The sequence below is a fragment of the Brevibacterium antiquum genome (genome assembly GCF_016107655.1).
Taxonomy (GTDB): domain Bacteria; phylum Actinomycetota; class Actinomycetes; order Actinomycetales; family Brevibacteriaceae; genus Brevibacterium; species Brevibacterium antiquum.
The window spans coordinates 456811-476777 of record NZ_JABASX010000001.1; the positions used below are offsets into that span (position 1 = coordinate 456811).

Below are 19967 nucleotides of genomic sequence, written 5' to 3' on the forward strand. Positions count from 1 at the left end.
CCGACAATGACGAACACTATCGAAACCGAACACGTCGTCATCCGCAGCATCGCAGTGTCCGAGATGGCGAACAACGTCTACCTGATCACGGCCAAGGAATCAGGGTCCCAGGTCCTCATCGACGCAGCCGACGATGCTGAGGCGATCAAGGATCTCATCGCCTCGGGGGCCGAGGACACCTCGGCAGATCCTGAGTTGCACGCGATCATCACCACACACCAGCACTGGGATCATATTCGGGCTCTTCCGGCCACCTCGGCGGCGTTCCCCGACGCGATGACGATTGCAGGCAGCGACGATGTGGAGGCGATCACAGCGGCTGAGGGCGTGGAGATCGCACGCGCGGTCGACCACCTCGACGTCGGAGACTTCGGCGGCTTCGTCCTGCAGGCGATCGTCCTCCGCGGTCACACGCCGGGATCGATCGCCCTGCTGCTGCGCGACGGGGGAGAGACCATCCTCTTCTCGGGTGATTCGCTGTTCCCCGGTGGGCCCGGCAAGACCTGGAGCACAGAGGACTTCACCTCCCTGATGGACGACTTGGAGGAGCGGGTCTTCGACCAGCTGCCCGATGAGACGAAGGTGCTGCCCGGGCACGGTGATGACACGACGTTGGGCGAGGAACGCCCGAAGCTGGCCGAATGGCGCGAACGCGGCTGGTGATCAGTCGGAACAGCTGATCAGCTGGGCAGGGCGGCGAAGCCGATGCCTGCCCAGATGATGGTAGCCACAAGTGCGGCGATGATGCCGAAATTCCACGTAGTGGTGATGGTGCGTTCGCCGCGAGGGTTCGCCAGCTCCTCGTCGCTGAGGCCGGAGTAGCGGTCGAGCACGGTATCGACAGCGGGATTCGGATTGTCCATCAGCCTGCGAATGCCGTGCTCGTCCTTCTCCATCTTCTTACCCCGGCTGGCCAAGGGCCACGACGAGAAGATCTTCTCATGGGTGCGCACTCCGAGCCCGAAGTGGATATCAAACCCGTCGACGAGGTTCCAGGGGATGCGCACCGACTTCAGGGGATTGATCAGTGCGATCTCCTTGTGCCCCAGCTCGACGCGAGGAAACCGGTAGAGGGCGTAGACAACGGTGATGATGGCGACCGGGATTCCTGCCACGGCCAGGCCTCGTGCTGTGAAGTCTCCGACGATGATCGAGCCCAGGCCGATCACACAGAGCCCCGCGATGACGAAGAAGAGCACTGTCGAGCTCGTCGTCCGCACGACCGTCGGCTGATTGTTCCCTGAATTGCGATCTATCTCACTGTTCACCACCTGAACATCCTATCCACTGAGACTCCGGGTTGTGTGCATGTTTCCTTGATCTCGAAACGGTAACGATTATGAAATATGCTCAGCATGTGGACTCCGTCACAGTGCCGCGTGAATTAACTTTGAGGCATTCCATGTGAAAAACATGAACGCGGTCACACTCCCGACCAGGGAGTGATCGAGCGCATCACGCCCCGGATTGTGGGCGTGGCTACACGGGCGAAACAGCCTCATGACAACAAGGAGAGAACGTGAAAAAGCGCTTCCTCGCGGCCGGAGCCTCAGTTGCCGCAGCAGCAATGGTGCTCACTGCGTGCACACCCCCCGGCGGCGGAGACGATGAGAAGTCGTCAGAGAAATCAAGCATCAACATCGGATGGAACGAATCCTTCCGGTCGATGAACACATTGACGGCCAACGGCAACGCCACATCGAACGCCATTCTCACCTACATGATGAATGACAACTTCGGATACTACGACGGTGAACTCGAGGTCCAAGACGGATCTCTGGGCAAGGTCGAGCAGATATCAGAAGACCCTCTGAAGGTCAAGTACACCTTCAACGACGATGCCAAATGGTCCGATGGCACTCCGGTCGATGCAGCCGACTTGGCTCTGACCTGGGCTGGAACATCGGCAAACTTCAATACAGTCAAACAGAACAACGCTGACGACGGATCGGTGAAGGAGAACGACGCGAAGACGGTCTACTTCGACTCGTCCACCGCAGGTTCGGCACTGATCAAGGACTTCCCGGAGATCTCGGAAGACGGCAAGGAGATCACCCTCTCCTATTCGAAGCCCTATGCCGACTGGCAGACAGAATTCGGCACCGGTGCAGACGGCGTCGGTGTCCCCGCCCACATTGTGGCCAAAAAGGCGCTGGGCGTCGACGATCCCGAAAAGGGCAAGCAGGCCATCCTCAAGGCGATCAAGGACAAGGACACCAAGAAGCTGTCCAAGATCTCGAACACCTGGAACACCGGCTTCGACTTCACCTCGATGCCCAAGGACAAGGACCTCCTCGTCCACAACGGTCCGTACAAGATGACTGACTTCAAAGAGGGCCAGTACGTCACTCTCGAACTCGACGATAAGTACACGGGACCGGTCAAGCCGAAGGTCGACACCGTCACGGTTCGCTACAACGGCGACCCGATGGCCATGATTCAGGCGATCGAAAACGGCGAAGTCGACATGACCCAGCCACAGGCCACGGCCGACGTCCTCTCCGCTGCTGAAGACCTTGACGGTGTGAGCGTCGATGCGGCCGACGGCGCAACCTACGAGCACGTCGACTTCACCTTCGACAACAAGGGTCCCTTCGACCCAGAGGCCCATGGCGGCGATAAGGAGAAGGCGAAGAAGGTTCGTCAGGCGTTCCTCAAGACCGTTCCTCGTAAGGACATCGTCGACAAGATCATCAAGCCGCTCAACGACAAGGCCGTCACCCGCGATTCATACTCGCAGGTTCCCGGCTCGCCGATGTACGACGCGATCACCAAGGAGAACGGAGTTGCCGACGCCACCGACGTCGACATCGCCGCAGCCAAGAAGCTTCTCAAAGAGGCCGGTGCCGATGCACCCAAGGTCCGCGTGATGTACGACAACACGAACTCGCGTCGTCAGCAGGAGTTCCAGCTCATCAAGGAATCGGCTGAGAAGGCCGGTTTCAAGATCGAAGACGTCGGAGACGTCAACTGGGGCACCCGCCTCGGCGACGGCACCTACGATGTCTCGCTGTTCGGCTGGCAGTCGGAAGGAACCGGAGTCACTGAGAACGATGCGAACTTCCGCACCGGCGCGCAGAACAACTACGGCGGCTACTCGAGCAAGAAGATGGACAAGATCCTCGATAAGCTGCTCGTGTCCAAGGAAGACGAGCAGGAGAAGCTGCTCGTCGACATGGAGAAGCAGCTGAGCGAGGACGCCTTCGGCGCACCGATCTTCCAGTTCCCTGAGCTGACGATCTACCGTGACAAGGTCAAGAACGTGAAGTCCACGGCCGTGTCACCGACCATGTTCTGGAACTACTGGGAGTGGGAGACCAACTGATCCGCGACTGACGCGGTCGGTTCTCCTTCACCCCCAGCTGCTGTGGGGATCACTCTGTGATCCCCACAGCGGCGTTTTCGGAAGATTGAAACGGACACCACCCAATGACAAGATTCATCCTCAGACGACTCCTCTCGACAGCACTCGTGCTCTTGGTCGTGACCTTCGTCCTCTACCTCCTGCTCAACGTCGCCCTCGACTTCTTCTGGGACTTGCGTTCGAGCACATCTCCCAATATCGAGTCACTCTACGAGTCCCGTCGCCGGCTGCTTGACCTCGACACTCCTGCGATCGTGCGCTACTTCAAGTGGCTGGCTGGCGTGGGCGGCTGTGTGGTCGGGCAATGCGATTTCGGCATCGCCTGGAAATCTGGCCAAGAGGTCACCTCTCAGCTGCAGGGAGCGATCGTCAATACGGTCAAGCTCATCACCGCTTCGACAATTGTGGCCATCGTGCTCGGCATCGCTGTCGGCATGGTCTCGGCGATTCGCCAGTACTCGGGCTTCGACTATTTCATCACCTTCGTCTCATTCCTCTTGTACTCGCTGCCTGTATTCTGGGTTGCGGTTCTGCTCAAGCAGTACGGCGCGATCGAGATCAACAACTTCATCAACGATCCGACGCTGAGCAGCTGGGTGCCGATCATCCTCGTCTGCGTTGCGCTGGGACTGTTCTGGATGGGTGCCTTGGGAGGCAGCCGCAGACGCAGACTCATCACCTTCCTCGCAGCCACGGTCATCACCTTCGTGACGATCTACTACATCCTTGCCAGCGGTTGGCTGCAGCAGCCGAGCATCGGCATCGTGGGAGTCGTTGTCATCGGCCTCGGTGCGGCTGTGGTCATGACCTTCCTGTCGACAGGTCTGAAGAACAAGCGAGTGCTCTATGCATCGTTGGCGATGGCTGTCATCGGGGCTCTGCTGTACATGCCGCTGCAATACCTCTTCTACTACCAGGAGATGAACTGGCTGTGGATGTTCGGACTCCTGATCGTGACGATCGGTGTGGCCGTCGGCGTGGGTCTGGCGTTCCGCGGACCCGATCCCTGGGACACGGTGCGCACCACCTTCTTCACCGGTGTCATCATCGCTGTGCTCATCTTTGCCGACCGTGTGCTGCAGGGTTGGGGCGACTACTCCGACCAGCCTGCGATCAACAATCGACCGATCGCGACGATCGGCGCATCGACGCCGAACCTCGAGGGTGACTTCTGGATAGCGAACCTGGACACGTTCACCCACCTCCTCCTGCCGTCGATCGCACTGATCCTCATCTCCTTTGCTTCGTACACCCGCTACACACGCGGTTCGATGCTCGAGGTCATGGGTCAGGACTACATCCGCACGGCACGGGCCAAGGGGCTCAACGAACGAACTGTCGTCATGCGCCATGCACTGCGCAATGCTCTGCTGCCGTTGGCATCGATCATCCCCGTCGACATCATCACGATGATCGGCGGTGCCGTGATCACTGAGACGATCTTCGGCTGGAACGGCATGGGCAAACTCTTCATCGATTCGATGAGACAGTCCGAACTCGATCCGATCATGGCCTACATCCTCATCACGGGCCTGCTCGCCATCATCGCCAACCTCGTCGCGGACTTCCTCTACGCAGTCCTCGACCCCAGAATCCGAGTGAACGCATGAGTACCAACAACGACAACGAAAATGCTCTCGCGCCCGACGACGTCGGGGACAACGCGATCGAAGCCAAGGAAACCGAAGGTCTGTCCCAGGGCAAGATCGTCTTCCGGAAATTCCTCCGCCACAAGGGCGCGATGATCAGCATCGGCGTCTTCGCATTCGTCGCCCTCTTCGCCTTCTCATCGGTGGGCTTCGGCCCGGTGCCAGGCTGGTGGATCTTCAACCACACAGCTTCGGGACCGGTCGTTAATCCGGGAGGCGCGCCCACGTGGTCGTTCTCGAACTTCTTCTCCTTGGGCCAACACCCCTTCGGACAGGACGAAATCGGTCGCGACAATTTCGCGCGTGTGATGAAGGGGACGCAGATCTCCATCATCGTCATGGTCATCATCGGCCTGGTCTGCCTTGTCATCGGCACGATCGTGGGTGCAGTCGCCGGTTACTACCGCGGATGGATCGACTCCCTGCTGATGCGCATCACAGACGGCTTCATCATCCTGCCCGTCATCGTCATCGGTTCGATCCTCGGCAAGATGGTCGGCGGCGCGAACGGACCGCTGCTGGGCTTGGCCCTCGGCGCAATTCTATGGACGGGCCTGGCACGACTGGTGCGCGGTGACTTCATGTCATTGCGTGAACGAGAGTTCGTGGACTCGGCTCGTGTGGCCGGAGCCAGCGACTTCCGTATCATGTTCAAACACATGCTGCCCAATGCCATGGGCGTCATCATCGTCAACACAACGCTGGTGATGAGCCAGGCGATCGTGCTCGAAGCGGCACTCAGCTACCTCGGCTTCGGCATCCAATCACCTGGAATCTCGTTGGGCCAGCTCATCAGCGAATACCAGACCTCCTTCGCCACACGTCCGTGGCTGTTCTGGTGGCCCGGTCTGTTCATCATCGTCATTGCTCTGTGCGTGAACTTCATCGGCGACGGTCTGCGCGACGCGTTCGACCCGCGAATGAAGACCATTCCCAGCTGGAGGAAGATGAAGAAGGCCGAGCGCATGACCCAGAAGAAGGTCGCGAACACGACGCAGAAAGAGGAGGCGAAGTGATGACTGAACAGACAAGCACAGCCAAATCACCGGTCCTCGATGTCAAAGACCTGGGAGTGAACTTCTGGGTCAACGACGAATGGTGGATGGCCGCTGAGGAACTCAACTACACGGTCAACGCCGGTGAAGTGCTCGCAATCGTCGGAGAATCCGGGTCCGGCAAGTCGCAGTCGAGCATGTCACTGCTCGGCCTGCTGCCCAGCAACGGACGGGCCACCGGCTCGGCCAAGATGGGTGGCACCGAACTCATCGGCATGCCGCCGGAGAAGATGCAGCAGATCCGAGGAAACGAGATCTCCGTCATCTTCCAGGAGCCGATGACGGCGCTCAACCCGGTCTACACGGCAGGTTTCCAGATCGTGGAGACACTGCGTGTGCACCTGGACGTGGGCCCCACTGAGGCCAAGGAGCGCGCTCTCGAACTGATGCGTCTCGTCGAGATCCCGGACCCGGAGGAGCGTTTCCACTCGTTCCCGCACCAGCTCTCGGGCGGACAGCGCCAGCGCATCATGATCGCTCAGGCTCTGGCCTGCCAGCCCAAGCTGCTCATCGCCGATGAGCCGACCACTGCCCTGGACGTCACGGTCCAGGCTGAGATCCTCAAACTCATGCGTGAGCTGAAGTCGAAGCTCGACGCCGGCATCATCCTCATCACCCACGACATGGGTGTGGTCGCCGATATGGCCGACCGCATGATTGTGATGAAGGCGGGACGCGTCGTCGAATCTGGCAATGCGGAAGAGATCTTCTACAATCCGCAGCACCCGTACACGAGACAGCTCCTCGAAGCTGTGCCTCACCTTGGCACAGCCATTGAGGGAGAGGCTTTCGGGGCCGACCTCGCCAACGTCGAGGACTCGGCGGTCGTGCACGAGACGGAAGCCTCCCACGGCACCGCCGATGACGTCACGGCGGGCAGCAACGATGACGGGGCTCACCCGCCGAATGCGACTCTCAGTCCCATGGTGACCGAGGGCGGAGCAGACCGAGTCTCGGGTCTGGCCGCGGCCGCGGAGGCGGCCGGACAGCCCAAGCAGGACCACGACGACATCGAGATGGACTCGACGAAGACGTACTACCACCCGGGATCTCAGGCTGATTTCTCGCAGCCCTCCGCACTGCAGCTGCGCGATGCCGCGATCGAGTATCCGGCGATCGGACGGAAGAAGGCGTTCCGGGCCGCCCATCACATCAACCTGATGGTCGCTCCTGGAGAGGTCGTGGGACTGGTCGGAGAATCCGGGTCGGGCAAGACCACTATCGGTCGTGCCGCATTGGGTCTTCTGCCCACTGTCGAAGGCGATATGGTCGTCAACGGCAAGAGCATCAAGGGCCTGAGCAACAAGCAGCTGCGACCGCTGCGCAAGGAAGTCGGGATCGTGTTCCAGGACCCCGGTTCCTCGCTCAACCCACGCCTGCCAGTGGGCGAGTCCATCGGCGAACCTCTGTATCTGCACGAGGGGATGAAGGGACCGGCGCTGAGCAAGAGCGTCGAAGAGCTGCTCACCGCGGTGGAGCTGCCGACATCGATGCGCAACCGCTATCCGCACGAACTCTCGGGCGGTCAGCGACAGCGGATCGGCATCGCCCGAGCACTGACGCTGCGGCCGAAGCTGCTTATCGCCGATGAGCCGACTTCGGCACTCGACGTCTCGGTCCAGGCGAAGGTCCTCGACCTGTTCGAGGGGCTGCAGCAGGAGTACGGATTCGCCTGCCTGTTCATCAGCCACGACCTGGCTGTCATCGAACGCATCGCCTCGCGTATCGCAGTGATGCGTCACGGTTACCTCGTGGAGATCGGGAAGAGCTCGCAGGTCGTCGCCAACCCGGTCCATCCCTACACCCAGCGGCTGCTGTCCGCGGTGCCGGTCCCGGATCCGCGCGAACAGCGCAAGCGTCGTGAAGCCAGGGACGCTGTCCTGGAGGCCACGGCCAACGCCTGATCTCCGGTCAGCACAGCGGCCAACGCGACCACTCGGTGGTCGCAGTGGACGGGTCGGATTCGCTTTCGAGCGGATACTCACTCGACACTGCGGCCACCGAGTGCATTCACATTCGGATTCCTCTCAGCCGTTTTTGAACACCACCTGTCATTTCCGGTAAGTGTGTGGCCGTATAATGGTCTGTTGGGTCCGCACCGGACCAATCTCTCTAGCTCATAAGGTTCTTGATGACTGAAGCCATCACGCGTCGGGAAAACCGTCGCAACGTCGCAATCGTCGCCCACGTCGACCACGGCAAGACCACTCTGGTCGACGCCATGCTCCGCCAGACAGGTGTGTTCAGCGAACACGGTGATTTTGCTGAACGCGTTATGGACTCCGGCGACCTCGAACGCGAGAAGGGCATCACCATTCTCGCGAAGAACACCTCGGTTCTCTACAACGGACCCTCAGCCGGTGACGATCCCATCGTCATCAACGTCATCGACACGCCGGGTCACGCTGACTTCGGGGGAGAGGTCGAACGCGGCCTATCCATGGTCGACGGAGTCGTCCTCCTTGTTGACGCATCCGAGGGCCCTCTGCCCCAGACCCGCTTCGTGCTGCGCAAGGCGCTGGCCGCGAAGCTGCCGGTCATCCTCCTGATCAACAAGACCGACCGTGCCGATGCTCGCATCGACGGAGTCGTCGAAGAGGCCCAGGACCTGCTCCTCGGTCTCGCCTCCGACCTCGCGGATGAAGTCCCCGATCTCGACGTCGACTCGGTGCTCGACGTGCCCACAGTCTTCGCCGCCGCCAAGGTCGGCGCCGCTTCGCTCGAACAGCCTGCCGATGGTGAGGCCCCGTCCAATCCGGACCTGGAGCCGCTGTTCAAGACGATCCTCGAGACCATTCCGGCTCCGGAGATCAACGATGACGACATCCTTCAGGCACACGTCACCAACCTCGACGCTTCGCCGTTCCTGGGCCGTCTTGCTCTGCTGCGCATCTTCGGCGGCACCCTGCGCAAGGGCCAGCAGGTCGCCTGGGCTCGTGGCGATGACATCAGCTCGGTCAAGATCACCGAACTCCTGGAGACCCAGGGCCTGGATCGGGTGCCGGCCACCGAGGCATCTGCTGGCGACATCGTCGCAGTGGCAGGCATCCCCGACATCATGATCGGTGACACGCTCACCGACTTGAACAACCCGAAGCCCCTGCCTGCGATCACCATCGACGATCCCGCGATCTCGATGACCGTCGGCATCAACACCTCGCCGCTGGCGGGTCGCGAAAAGGGCACCAAGGTCACCGCGCGCATGGTCAAGGACCGCCTCGACCAGGAACTCGTCGGCAACGTGTCCCTCAAGGTCCTTCCCACTGAGCGTCCCGACGCCTGGGAAGTCCAGGGACGTGGCGAGCTCGCGCTGGCCATCCTCGTCGAGCAGATGCGTCGTGAGGGCTTCGAGCTCACCGTCGGCAAGCCGCAGGTCGTCACCAAGAAGGTAGACGGCAAGGTCCACGAGCCCTTCGAAGAACTCCAGATCGACGTTCCTGAGGACTACCTCGGCGCCGTCACTCAGCTCCTGGCCAGCCGCAAGGGTGTCATGTCGACCATGACCAACCACGGCACCGGGTGGGTCCGGATGGAATTCACCGTCCCCGCACGTGGCCTCATCGGATTCCGCACCCGGTTCCTCACCGAGACCCGCGGAACCGGCATCGCGAACTCCTTCTCAGCCGGATACGGCCCCTGGGCCGGCAACATCGAGTTCCGGACCAACGGATCCCTCGTCGCCGACCGTCCCGGCTCTGTGACACCGTACGCGATGATCAACCTGCAGGAACGCGGCAGCTTCTTTGTTCAGCCCACCTCTGAGGTCTACACCGGCCAGATCGTCGGCGAGAACTCTCGCGCCGATGACATGGACGTCAACATCACGAAGGAGAAGAAGCTGACGAACATGCGTTCAGCCTCGGCGGACTCCTTCGAAAACCTCGTTCCGCCCCGCAAACTGACACTCGAGGAAAGCCTCGAATTCGCCCGCGAAGACGAATGCGTCGAGGTCACGCCGGGTACAGTGCGCATCCGCAAGCTGGAACTCGACCCGAAGGAACGCGCGAAGACCTACGCCAAGATGCGTAAACAGAACGCGTGAGTTCGAACAGCACAGTATGACCTCGAGCGCTCAGGACCCCATGACCGTCGTACCCCGCATCCTCTTCGTGCACGCTCATCCCGACGATGAGACGATCACGACCGGAGGAACGATCGCCGCATTGGTCGGCGAGGGGGCGCAGGTCACGGTTCTGAGCGCCACACGAGGTGAGGACGGTGAGGTGATCCCCGCCGACCTCAAAGGTCTTGAGGGAGATCGGGCAGGACTGGCCCGCGTGCGGGAATCAGAGATCGCCGAGGCGATGGCTGCCCTGGGCGTCCGCGAGCACCTGTTCCTGGGCGGCAGCGCCCACACCTTCGAAGACTCCGGCATGGAGTGGGGCGCCGATGGTCATGCCGTCGCCGCCCCGACCATGCCGGCCAATGCTCTCTGCGCGGCCGAACTGACGACCGTTGCTCGCTACATCGCCGCCGTCATCGACGAAGTCCGACCGCATGCGGTCATCACCTACGCTTCCAACGGCGGCTATGGTCACCCCGACCATGTGCGCGTCCACGAGGCCACCGTCGCTGCCGTCGACACAGCAGCCTGGAGCGCCGGGCGACTCCTGTTCGTCGATGTCCCGGCTGAAGCGGCCCGAGAGACATTCGACCCGAACCAGCCGGGATTTGCCGACACCGGTTTCGCACCGGCTCAGACGATCCCGACCAAGCCGCCTGTGAGCGATATCGTCGTCGCCCAGGACATCTCTTCTGTCCTCGGCGCCAAACGTGGCGCCTTGGCCGCCCATCGCACCCAGGTGACGGTCTCCGGGGCCTTCTTCGCCCTGTCGAACGGCATCGGCATGAAGATCCTCGACCACGAGTACTACTCCATCGGCGCAGGAGCCCCCATCTCTGACCTGCGGCTGCGTTCGGGTCCCGCACCCCATGTGCTCATCGACCTCGACATCGACGCCTGTGAGAGACAGGATTCAGGCGCCGGAATCGCGGCTGGAGCTGCCGGCGCCGCCGCTCTTCCTCTGCGCCGCCGACGTCGGGAGCCGAAGAAGCCGGGCTTCTTCGCCTACGCCCACGCGGTGGTGCTGGCCGTACTCATCGGCTTCCTCGGCGCCATGCAGCACCTCAACGTCAGTGTGTTCGACCTGGCAGGCACCCCGGTCATCCTGCCCTGGGGGCTTGCCCTGTCCCTTCTCCTGGTGGCCTGCGGACTCTGGCACCTCAAGACGATGTACCTGAGTTCCTCACCGATGCTCATCGCCGCATTCGTCATCGTCATCCTCTCGTATATCCTCGGCCAGCCGACGTGGCTGCCTGGCGCGGATATCATCGTGACCGGGATGCTGCGCTCAGCAGCCTGGTTGATCGGTCCGATGCTCATCGCTGCTGTCCTCGCGTTCATCAAGGTGCGGCGGCCCGAAGCAGCCCGTTAGAATCGGGAGAACTATGCCGACTCAGACCCTGTCCCACCCCTCACCGAACCCCGGCGGTCGCCCGCAGGGTACGACGGAGACCCCGAAGCGCCAGCCGTGGCTGATCGCGCTCTTCATCATCCTCGTACTCGCGGCCATCTATCTGGTGATCGGGTTCCTCACCGGACGAGTCCTGTCGCCTGGGACGACGGTCGCAGGCATCGATATCGGAGGCCAGTCCACCACCTCGGCCGAAGCGACTCTGCGAGAGGAGCTGGGTGAGACAGCCGGGGCGAAGATCGAGCTCAAGGCGGGAAAGCCCACCGCCGAACTCGACCCGGAGGAGGCCGGAGTCAGCTTCGACATCCCGGAGACCATCAGCCGGGCCACCGGATTCACACTGGACCCGACCATCATCTGGGACCGGCTCTTCGGCGATGACGAAATCGAACCCGTCATCAGCATCGACAACGAATCCTTCGAAGAAGCCACCGGCAAGGTGACGAATTCCCTCGAGGTTGAACCAGTCGACGCCGAGGTCAGCTACGTCAAGGCCAAGCCGGACATCAAAGACGGCACCAACGGTCAGACCGTCGATGCCGAACAGGTGCGTACAGCCATCGAGGATTCGTGGCTGCGTACCGAGGACGCACTGCCGGTCACAGCGAGCAAGGTCGAACCCGACATCACCACCGCCGAGGCGAAGGACGTCGCCGACGGCTTCGCTGAAGACGCAGTGAGCAAGGATCTGACGGTGCGCGCGGAACCTGCGAAGGACGCCGACTCGGATGTCGACGCCGGCGATCTCACGATCAGCCCGACAACGATCGCGAAGACACTGACCTTTGAGTCGAAGGACTCGAAGTTGGCCCCCGTCTTCGACGAAGAGGACCTGCAGAAGCGTGTCCTGTCGTCCAACAGGGACGTCGGCAAACCAGCGAAGGACGCCAGCTTCACGATCAAGGACGGCAAGCCTGAAGTGGTGGAGTCCGAAACGGGAATCGGCATCAAAAAGGACGAACTGACCACGGCCGTCACCGACGCCATCACGGGCAAGACCGACAAGCCCACGGTCACGCTCGCCTCGGTGAAGCCGGACTTCACCACGCAGGACGCGAAGAAGGCCGACGTGTCCGATGCGATGTCGGAATTCTCAACCGGCTATTCCTCGGAACCCAACCGCGACACCAACCTCAAGGTCGCCGCGAAGAAGGTCTCCGGCACAGTCGTTCAGCCGGGGGAGCAGTTCTCCCTCAACGAAACCATCGGGCAGCGCACCGCAGCCAACGGATACAAGGCTGCTGGAGTCATCTCTGATGGCCAGATGAAGGAAGACTTCGGCGGGGGAGTATCCCAGGTGTCGACGACGCTGTTCAACGCGGCCTTCTTCGCCGGCTTCGGACTCGACGAACACCAGGCTCATTCGCGCTATATCTCCCGCTATCCGGAAGGTCGGGAAGCCACGCTGGACTGGTCGACCATCGACATGAAGTTCACGAACACATCGAAGCAGCCGATCGTTCTCGACATGTATCTGTCCGGCGGTGAGGTCCACGCGACGGTATTCGGCGACAAGAAGCTCAAGGTCGGCTCAGATTCCTCCGACCGTTACAACTACAGTTCGCCCGGCTCGGTGACCGATTCGGGTCCTGAGTGCACGCCGCAGACTCCGAAACAGGGCTGGTCGATCAAGATCACTCGGACGATGAAGGACATCGAGTCGGGCAAGACCACGAAGGACTCATTCGTCACCGTCTACCGGCCGGTGAACAAGGTTGAGTGCAAGGACTGATCTGCCTCAGCCGCGACTGGCGTACCAGGACCGGTGTCGGACTGTGGCACCGAGTGATGTGAAGAGGTTCAACGAGGCCTCATTGCTGGCCTCCACATCAATGAGGTATGAACGGACTCCTCGCTGCGACAACAGTGCGGCAGCGGCCTGGGCCACAGAACGGCCTGCCCCGCGTCGGCGCAGATCCGGATGGGTGACGAGGTTCGTCAGCACACCCCATTTGCTGCGCTCAACTATTCGGGCACCGGCCACCATGGACCGGCTGCCATCCGGGTGGTCGGCATAGGCCGTGATGAACTGACAGGGATCCGAGGCTTCGATGAGCCCACGGAAGGCCTCCGCCGAACCCGGGTCGCGCTCACTGGCCCACGCCGCATAATGCATGGGACTCGGTTCCTCACTGACGTCGATCGACAGGCCGGGTGCGGCCGCGTCACCGGGATGCGTTGCCCCAGCTGCCGCCTCGACGGTGGAACCGGCCAGCAGAAATACCGGCTCAGAGGGAGAATAGCCCCGGGCCGAGAGAAGTGGTGCCAGACCTTCGCACGCCGGGGCAAGCGAGTTGGAATCCTCGCTCGAATAGATCTGGATGCAGCTTGGCTTCTGGCGTGCCGAGTACCAGGCCTCGACAGCATCGAGGCTCTGCTCCCAGTCCATTCCGGTGTCAGTGACCGGAAGGCAGCTGTTGGCACGCCTGGTCACCGATTCGGAGCTGCGCAGCAGCCAACCCTTCTGCAGCAATCCGATGTCGGCATCGGTCTCGGCGCTCTCATTGCGCAGATTCTCCATGTGCAGCCAGGAGATGTCCTGGGGCAGCCATGCCGCGGCAGAGATCCTGCGCAGGTCGACGGCGGAGACGATCTCATGGGTGCGACCCGATTTCGTCGGTGCCGGCGGAACTTCGTGGACGAGCATGATCTGCTCCCGGGGGATGCGGATCGGCCCGCGTTTGGTCCCGATCTCCACGGATGACTCGTCAGCGCTGTTGACGACGCCGAGGGCATCCGAGGTCGAGTGCGTGTCGCCGGGTTCGAGCGAATACCGTACGACCACTCTTTTGCCGGGCTGCAGATCGTCCACTTGTCGCCTTCCGTCGAACCGCCTCTAAGTACTGGAGCCTCCAGCCTAATCCAGGCTCTGCCGCAGTCGCTGCAGGCGTGACGGAGGACACGAATGTGAAAGCAGGATCACGTCGACCCGATGGGACCCTGCACAGTCAGAAGGCGTAGTCTTAGGCTGTATACGTGCAATCTCGTTGAGTCTTAATAGGAGTCGTACTCGTGACGTACATCATTGCCCAGCCTTGTGTCGATCTGAAGGACAAGGCCTGCGTCGACGAATGTCCGGTCGACTGCATCTACGAAGGCGAGCGCAGCCTCTACATCCACCCCGACGAATGCGTCGACTGCGGTGCCTGCGAACCGGTCTGCCCGGTGGAAGCGATCTTCTACGAAGACGACACTCCCGAAGAGTGGTCTGAGTACTACAAAGCCAACGTCGAGTTCTTCGACGAGCTCGGTTCACCAGGTGGTGCCGCGAAGCTGGGCAACACCGGCCTGGACCACCCGATCATCTCTGCCCTGCCCCTGCAGCAGCACGACTGAGCCATGCCTTCTCGCTTCGGCCTCAACCTGCCCGACTACCCCTGGGACCGGCTCACCGAATTTCGCAATCGGGCCGCAGAACATCCTGACGGCGCCTGTGATCTGTCCATCGGCACACCGGTCGATCCCACACCGCAGGTGATCCAGTCCGCGTTGTCCGACGCCGGTGATGCCCACGGCTACCCGACGACGGCAGGTACGGATGAGCTGCGCGAAGCCATCGCCTGGTGGTATCAGAACTGGCATGGGGTCACGCTCGACCCCGCCGCCGAGGTGCTGCCCACAATCGGTTCGAAGGAAATGGTCGCGTGGCTGCCCGCCCTGCTGGGGCTGCGCCAGGCCGGCCTGGACGTGGCCTGTCCGTCGGCGGCCTACCCGACCTACGAGATGGGCGCCACGATCGCAGGCGTCGACTGCCGCCGCCTCGACGCGGCAGACGTTGCCGCCGGAGCCTCCCTCGATGGGATCGGTCTGCTCTGGATCAACACCCCTGGCAATCCCACGGGGGAAGTGCTCGACACCGCTACCCTCGCCGAGGTCGTCCGCCGTGCCCGCGGCGCCGGAGTCGTCATTGCCTCAGACGAATGCTACGGACTCCTGAACTGGGAATCCGAGTCTCCTGCTCCGAGTATTCTCAATGCCGCCGGTGACGACCACAGCGGTGTGCTCAGCGTGTACTCGATGTCGAAGCAGTCAAACCTCGCCGGGTACCGTGCGGCCTTCGTGGCCGGGGACAGTGAGCTCATCGGTGATCTCACCAAGTCGCGCAAACACGCCGGCATGATCGTGCCTTTCCCCGTCCAGGCTGCGATGATCGCCGGTCTGCGGGACACTGCTCATGTCTTCGAGCAGAAGGAACGCTATCGGACTCGTCGAGAGCTGCTGCGCAGCGGACTCGAGGCCTACGGATTCCGCATCGATCACTCCAGTGCGGGTCTCTATCTGTGGTCGAGCGCCGATGTCAACTGTTGGGACTCACTGTCGGAATTGGCAGACATCGGCATCATCGCCGGTCCTGGCGAATTCTATGGTGAGGCCGCCACCGATCATGTGCGCATCGCCCTGACCGCAAGCGATGAGCGTATTCGCGCCGCCGCACAGCGCTTGCACCAGGCCGCCGGGTGAGCCGATCGGCAGCCAGAAGGCTGGTCACTTCAGTACCCGAATTTGAGCCCGAGAACCCTCTGTACGGCCAGTTCAAGTAGGTTACTGGCCGGTATCAACGGGTGGCTGTGATTTTTTGATTCTGACAGTTATCGGTAGTCTTTGAGGGAATTGTGCAAGACACCTCAGGAAGTTCTTGAGGTGGGTCCAAGCTGAGGAGAACATATGCCATCGGATGCGAGTCTGCAGGTCGGGGACACAGAACTGACACTGCCCGAGGTGGCATCCTCGGCGGGCAACAACGGATATCGCATCGGCTCTCTGCTGAAAGACACCGGGGCGGTCACCTACGACCCAGGGTTCGCCAATACGGCATCAAGCTCCTCGTCCATCACCTACATCGATGGTGACGCGGGCGTTCTGCAGTATCGCGGCTATCCCATCGAGCAGCTTGCCGAGCATTCCAACTTCGTCGAAGTCAGCTACCTCCTCATTCACGGAGAACTCCCGACCCAGGAGCAGTACGACGCATTCGATGGTCGGCTTCGCGGTCACACCATCGTCCACGAAGATCTGCGTCGCTTCTTCCGGGCCTTCCCCTACGATGCGCATCCGATGCCCATGGTGGCAGCTGCGGTCGCGGCTTTGTCGACTTTCTACCAAGATGACCTCGATGTCTTTGACGAGGGCCAGGTCGACACCTCCACATTCCGACTGCTCGCGAAGATGCCGACGATCGCTGCGCTTGCCCACCGCAAGAACATGGGTCTGCCGGTCATCCACCCAGACAACTCCCTGAGCCTCGTCGAGAACTTCCTGCGCGTGAACTTCGGCGTTCCCGCAGAGGAGTACGAGCCGGACCCACTGGCCGTCAAAGCCATGGACCAGCTCTTCATCCTCCACGCCGACCACGAGCAGAACTGCTCGACCTCGACGGTGCGCCTCGTCGGCTCGTCGCAGGCGAACCTGTTCCAGTCGATCTCCGCCGGTGTCAACGCTCTGGCCGGTCCGCTGCACGGCGGCGCGAACTCCGCAGTCCTGACGATGCTCGAGGAGATCTCGGCCTCCGACGATGGTCCCGAGAAGTTCATGGAGCGTGTGAAGAACAAAGAAGACGGCGTTCGTCTCATGGGCTTCGGTCACCGCGTGTACAAGAACTACGACCCGCGGGCGAAGATCATCAAGAAGACCGCCGACGAGGTCCTGGCCCGTTCCGGTGGCGACCCGCTGCTCGAGGTGGCACAGAAGCTCGAAGAGATCGCACTGGCCGATGACTACTTCGTCGAGCGCAAGCTCTATCCGAACGTGGACTTCTACACCGGCCTGATCTACAAGGCTCTCGGGTTCCCGACGAATATGTTCACGGTGCTCTTCGCCGTCGGTCGTCTTCCGGGCTGGATCGCCCAGTGGCGCGAGATGATCAACGACCCGGAGACCAAGATCGGCCGTCCGCGCCAGATCTACACGGGTGCCTATTCGCGCGACTACAAGGACATGAACGAGCGCTGATTCGCACCGTCATTCTCAACCGTCAGACTGGGCCGTAACCGGCACCGCTGGTGGCGATAGGCACCGCTGGTCAAATACGTCCTACACTCAGCACTGCTGCAACCCGCTGCAAGACGGTGTTCAGCAGCCGAGTGTAGGGCGTATTGTCATGTCTGCCCGGGCCGGCACGCTCACGCCGACTGTCCGAGGCTGAGACAGGGCGAGGCTGAGACACGACAAGGTTGAGGCACCACAAGGGCGCGCCCACTTTCGTGGACGCGCCCTCGTGGGTGTCAGTTCACGGCCTGCTCAGCAAAGAGGCCAGCAGCCTGAAGTTCAGTGAAGGTCGGGGTTGAGCTCAATGCCCTTGGACGAGCGTGAGATCGCCTCGACGGCGCCGGTGACGGAGTTGCGGCGGAAGAGGATGTTGTTCTGACCGCTGAGTTCGGAGGCCTTCACGACCGTCTCGTCGTCACCTGGAACTGTGACGCGTGTGCCGGCGGTGATGTAGAGCCCGGCTTCGACGATGCAGTCGTCTCCGATGGAGATGCCCACACCGGAGTTCGCACCCAGCAGGCTGCCGTTGCCGATCGAGATGCGGTGCGTGCCGCCGCCCGACAGGGTGCCCATGATGGAGGCACCGCCGCCGATGTCGGAACCGTCGCCGACGACGACGCCCTGGGAGATGCGTCCCTCGACCATCGCCGAGCCCAGCGTGCCGGCATTGAAGTTCACGAAGCCCTCGTGCATGACGGTCGTGCCCGAGGCCAGATGTGCGCCGAGGCGGACACGATCGGCATCGGCGATGCGGACGCCGGAGGGAATGACGAAGTCGGTCATACGCGGGAACTTGTCCAGACCGAAGACGGCGACAGGACCCTTGGCCAGCAGCTTAGCGCGGGTGGCTTCGAAGTCCTCCGGAGAGCAGGCGCCGGCGGAGGTCCACACGATGTTCGCGAGGTGACCGAAGATACCGTCGAGGTTGACGTCATTGGGTGCGACCACACGGTGAGACAGCGCGTGCAGGCGCAGGTAGGCGTCGGCGGCTGAGGCGGGACCGGCGTCGAGGTCGATCGTCGTGGTCACGACCTTGGTTCGAGTGCCACGGGCTTCATCGGTGCCGACGAGGGCATCGAGGCCGTCGGCGCTCGCACGGGAGGCGGCGGTCTCCTCGGCGGCGTCCGGGGTTTCTCCCGTGCTCAGGGTGGGGTACCAGGCGGTGAGGACTGAGTCGTTGTGCAGGGTGGCCAGGCCACGCGCGGAAACTATGCGTTCTGTCATGCCACCAAGACTAGTCGGTGGCGGCAGTACTAGGCTAAGCGGTATGACTGTCGATCCATCTGCTGAGACCGAATCCGTGTTCACCCCCACTGGTGACCTGGCCGATTACCTGTTCGACGCACTCAACAACCCTGCCGAGCTCACGGGTCGCCTGTGTGCCATCGAATCGGTCTCCGGCAATGAGACGACGATCACCGATGCCGTCGCCGAGGTGCTCAACCGTATCGGTGCAGGGCCCGGGCCGGACCTGGAGATCCTCCGCGACGGAGACACCATCGTCGCTCGCACCCAGCTGGGGCATTCCGAACGGATCGTCGTCGCCGGTCACCTGGACACGGTGCCGGTGGAGAACAACCTTCCGCCTCGGCGCACGCACCTGGACGGTGCCGACTACACAGACGACGAGGTCATCTGGGGCAGAGGCGCCTGCGATATGAAGGCAGGTGTCGCGATGGCGCTGGTCACTGCTGCGGCCCTGCGCGAACCGAACCGTGACGTCAGCTGGGTCTTCTACGACCACGAAGAGGTCGACGCCTCCCTCAATGGACTCGGACGGGTCTCACGCAACCACCCCGACTGGCTGGGCGGTGATTTCGCGGTCCTCGGAGAACCCTCGAACGCTTCCGTCGAAGGCGGCTGCAACGGCACCATCAGGGTCAACGTGTCCACGACCGGGGTCCGTGCCCATTCCGCACGTGCCTTCATGGGGGTCAACGCAATCCATGCCGCCGCAGAAGTACTGGGACGCCTGGCCGAGCACGAAACCGGGACCGTGAACGTCGACGGACTCGACTACCGTGAATCCCTGTCCGCTGTCTCGATCTCCGGGGGAGTGGCGGGCAACGTCGTGCCCGATGCCTGCACAGTCGCCGTGAACTACCGTTTCGCCCCGAGCAAATCCGCGGCCGAGGCGGAGGGCATCCTGCGCGAGTTCTTCACCGGCTTCGACGTCGTCGTCACGGATGCGGCAGAAGGCGCCAGGCCCGGTCTCGATCGCGAGATCGCTCAGGACTTCATCGACACACTTGGGCTCTCACCCGCACCGAAGCTGGGATGGACCGATGTCTCGAGGTTCAGCGCATTGGGAGTGCCTGCAGTGAACTTCGGGCCGGGCAACCCCCTGTACGCCCACAAGTCCGATGAGCATGTCGCCGTCGCAGAGGTCGAAGAGTGCGCCCGGACGCTGCGCGACTACCTCGAAGGGCGCTGAGACCCA

At 62.1% G+C, this 19967-nt stretch carries 15 protein-coding genes; 12 read left to right on the plus strand and 3 right to left on the minus strand.

Annotation, left to right across the window (positions count from 1 at the left end; genetic code table 11):
- The first annotated feature begins 6 nt into the window (after positions 1–6).
- Positions 7–663: an MBL fold metallo-hydrolase gene (locus tag JFC13_RS02125; protein WP_198395450.1), complete on the plus strand. Its 657-nt coding sequence runs from the start codon at positions 7–9 to the stop codon at positions 661–663.
- A gap of 17 nt (positions 664–680) precedes the next feature.
- On the opposite strand, the gene JFC13_RS02130 is transcribed toward JFC13_RS02125, so the two are convergent.
- Entirely contained in the window at positions 681–1268 is a 588-nt protein-coding gene (locus tag JFC13_RS02130) for a hypothetical protein (RefSeq protein WP_332839311.1), read from the minus strand.
- A 251-nt stretch (positions 1269–1519) separates the two neighbouring features.
- Here JFC13_RS02130 and JFC13_RS02135 point away from each other — a divergent pair, with 251 nt between their 5' ends.
- The 7 genes from JFC13_RS02135 (at position 1520) to JFC13_RS02165 (ending at position 13274) form a co-directional block, all read left to right on the plus strand.
- Positions 1520–3325 (plus strand): ABC transporter family substrate-binding protein, encoded by a 1806-nt coding sequence (locus JFC13_RS02135; RefSeq protein WP_198395451.1) that lies wholly within the window; start codon positions 1520–1522, stop codon positions 3323–3325.
- A gap of 104 nt (positions 3326–3429) precedes the next feature.
- A complete protein-coding gene (locus JFC13_RS02140) occupies positions 3430–4974 on the plus strand; it encodes an ABC transporter permease (protein WP_198395452.1) in 1545 nt (514 codons plus the stop codon).
- Positions 4971–6029, plus strand: coding sequence for an ABC transporter permease (locus tag JFC13_RS02145; RefSeq protein WP_198395453.1), 1059 nt, complete (start codon positions 4971–4973; stop codon positions 6027–6029). The genes JFC13_RS02140 and JFC13_RS02145 overlap by 4 nt, the downstream gene beginning before the upstream one ends.
- On the plus strand, positions 6029–7972 hold the full coding sequence (locus tag JFC13_RS02150; RefSeq protein ID WP_198395454.1) for an ABC transporter ATP-binding protein: 1944 nt from the start codon (positions 6029–6031) through the stop codon (positions 7970–7972). The genes JFC13_RS02145 and JFC13_RS02150 overlap by 1 nt, the downstream gene beginning before the upstream one ends.
- 227 nt (positions 7973–8199) lie before the next feature.
- Complete coding sequence (gene typA, locus JFC13_RS02155) at positions 8200–10110, plus strand: translational GTPase TypA (protein ID WP_198395455.1); 1911 nt, start codon at positions 8200–8202, stop codon at positions 10108–10110.
- Positions 10111–10150: 40 nt separating this feature from the next.
- Positions 10151–11503 carry a PIG-L family deacetylase gene (locus JFC13_RS02160; RefSeq protein WP_198395456.1) on the plus strand — a complete coding sequence of 451 codons (1353 nt, stop codon included), beginning with the start codon at positions 10151–10153 and terminating at the stop codon, positions 11501–11503.
- Between the two features lie 13 nt (positions 11504–11516).
- Positions 11517–13274, plus strand: coding sequence for a VanW family protein (locus JFC13_RS02165; protein WP_198395457.1), 1758 nt, complete (start codon positions 11517–11519; stop codon positions 13272–13274).
- Positions 13275–13280: 6 nt separating this feature from the next.
- Here JFC13_RS02165 and JFC13_RS02170 read toward each other — a convergent pair whose 3' ends face one another.
- Positions 13281–14354 carry a GNAT family N-acetyltransferase gene (locus JFC13_RS02170; RefSeq protein ID WP_198395458.1) on the minus strand — a complete coding sequence of 358 codons (1074 nt, stop codon included), beginning with the start codon at positions 14352–14354 and terminating at the stop codon, positions 13281–13283.
- A gap of 200 nt (positions 14355–14554) precedes the next feature.
- Between JFC13_RS02170 and fdxA the strand changes: the two genes are divergently transcribed.
- From fdxA to JFC13_RS02185, 3 genes are all read left to right on the plus strand, one after another.
- Positions 14555–14878: a ferredoxin gene (gene fdxA / locus JFC13_RS02175; protein WP_143921374.1), complete on the plus strand. Its 324-nt coding sequence runs from the start codon at positions 14555–14557 to the stop codon at positions 14876–14878.
- 3 nt (positions 14879–14881) lie between these two features.
- Entirely contained in the window at positions 14882–16003 is a 1122-nt protein-coding gene (dapC, locus tag JFC13_RS02180; protein WP_198395459.1) for a succinyldiaminopimelate transaminase, read from the plus strand.
- A 204-nt stretch (positions 16004–16207) separates the two neighbouring features.
- Entirely contained in the window at positions 16208–17491 is a 1284-nt protein-coding gene (locus JFC13_RS02185; RefSeq protein WP_198395460.1) for a citrate synthase, read from the plus strand.
- Between the two features lie 315 nt (positions 17492–17806).
- Here the strand turns inward: JFC13_RS02185 and dapD are convergent, their stop codons facing one another.
- Positions 17807–18751, minus strand: coding sequence for a 2,3,4,5-tetrahydropyridine-2,6-dicarboxylate N-succinyltransferase (gene dapD / locus JFC13_RS02190; protein WP_198395461.1), 945 nt, complete (start codon positions 18749–18751; stop codon positions 17807–17809).
- Between the two features lie 43 nt (positions 18752–18794).
- Between dapD and dapE the strand changes: the two genes are divergently transcribed.
- The gene (gene dapE, locus JFC13_RS02195) at positions 18795–19961 is read left to right on the plus strand and encodes a succinyl-diaminopimelate desuccinylase (RefSeq protein WP_198395462.1); all 1167 of its coding nucleotides are present in this window, start codon (positions 18795–18797) and stop codon (positions 19959–19961) included.
- Positions 19962–19967 lie beyond the last annotated feature (6 nt).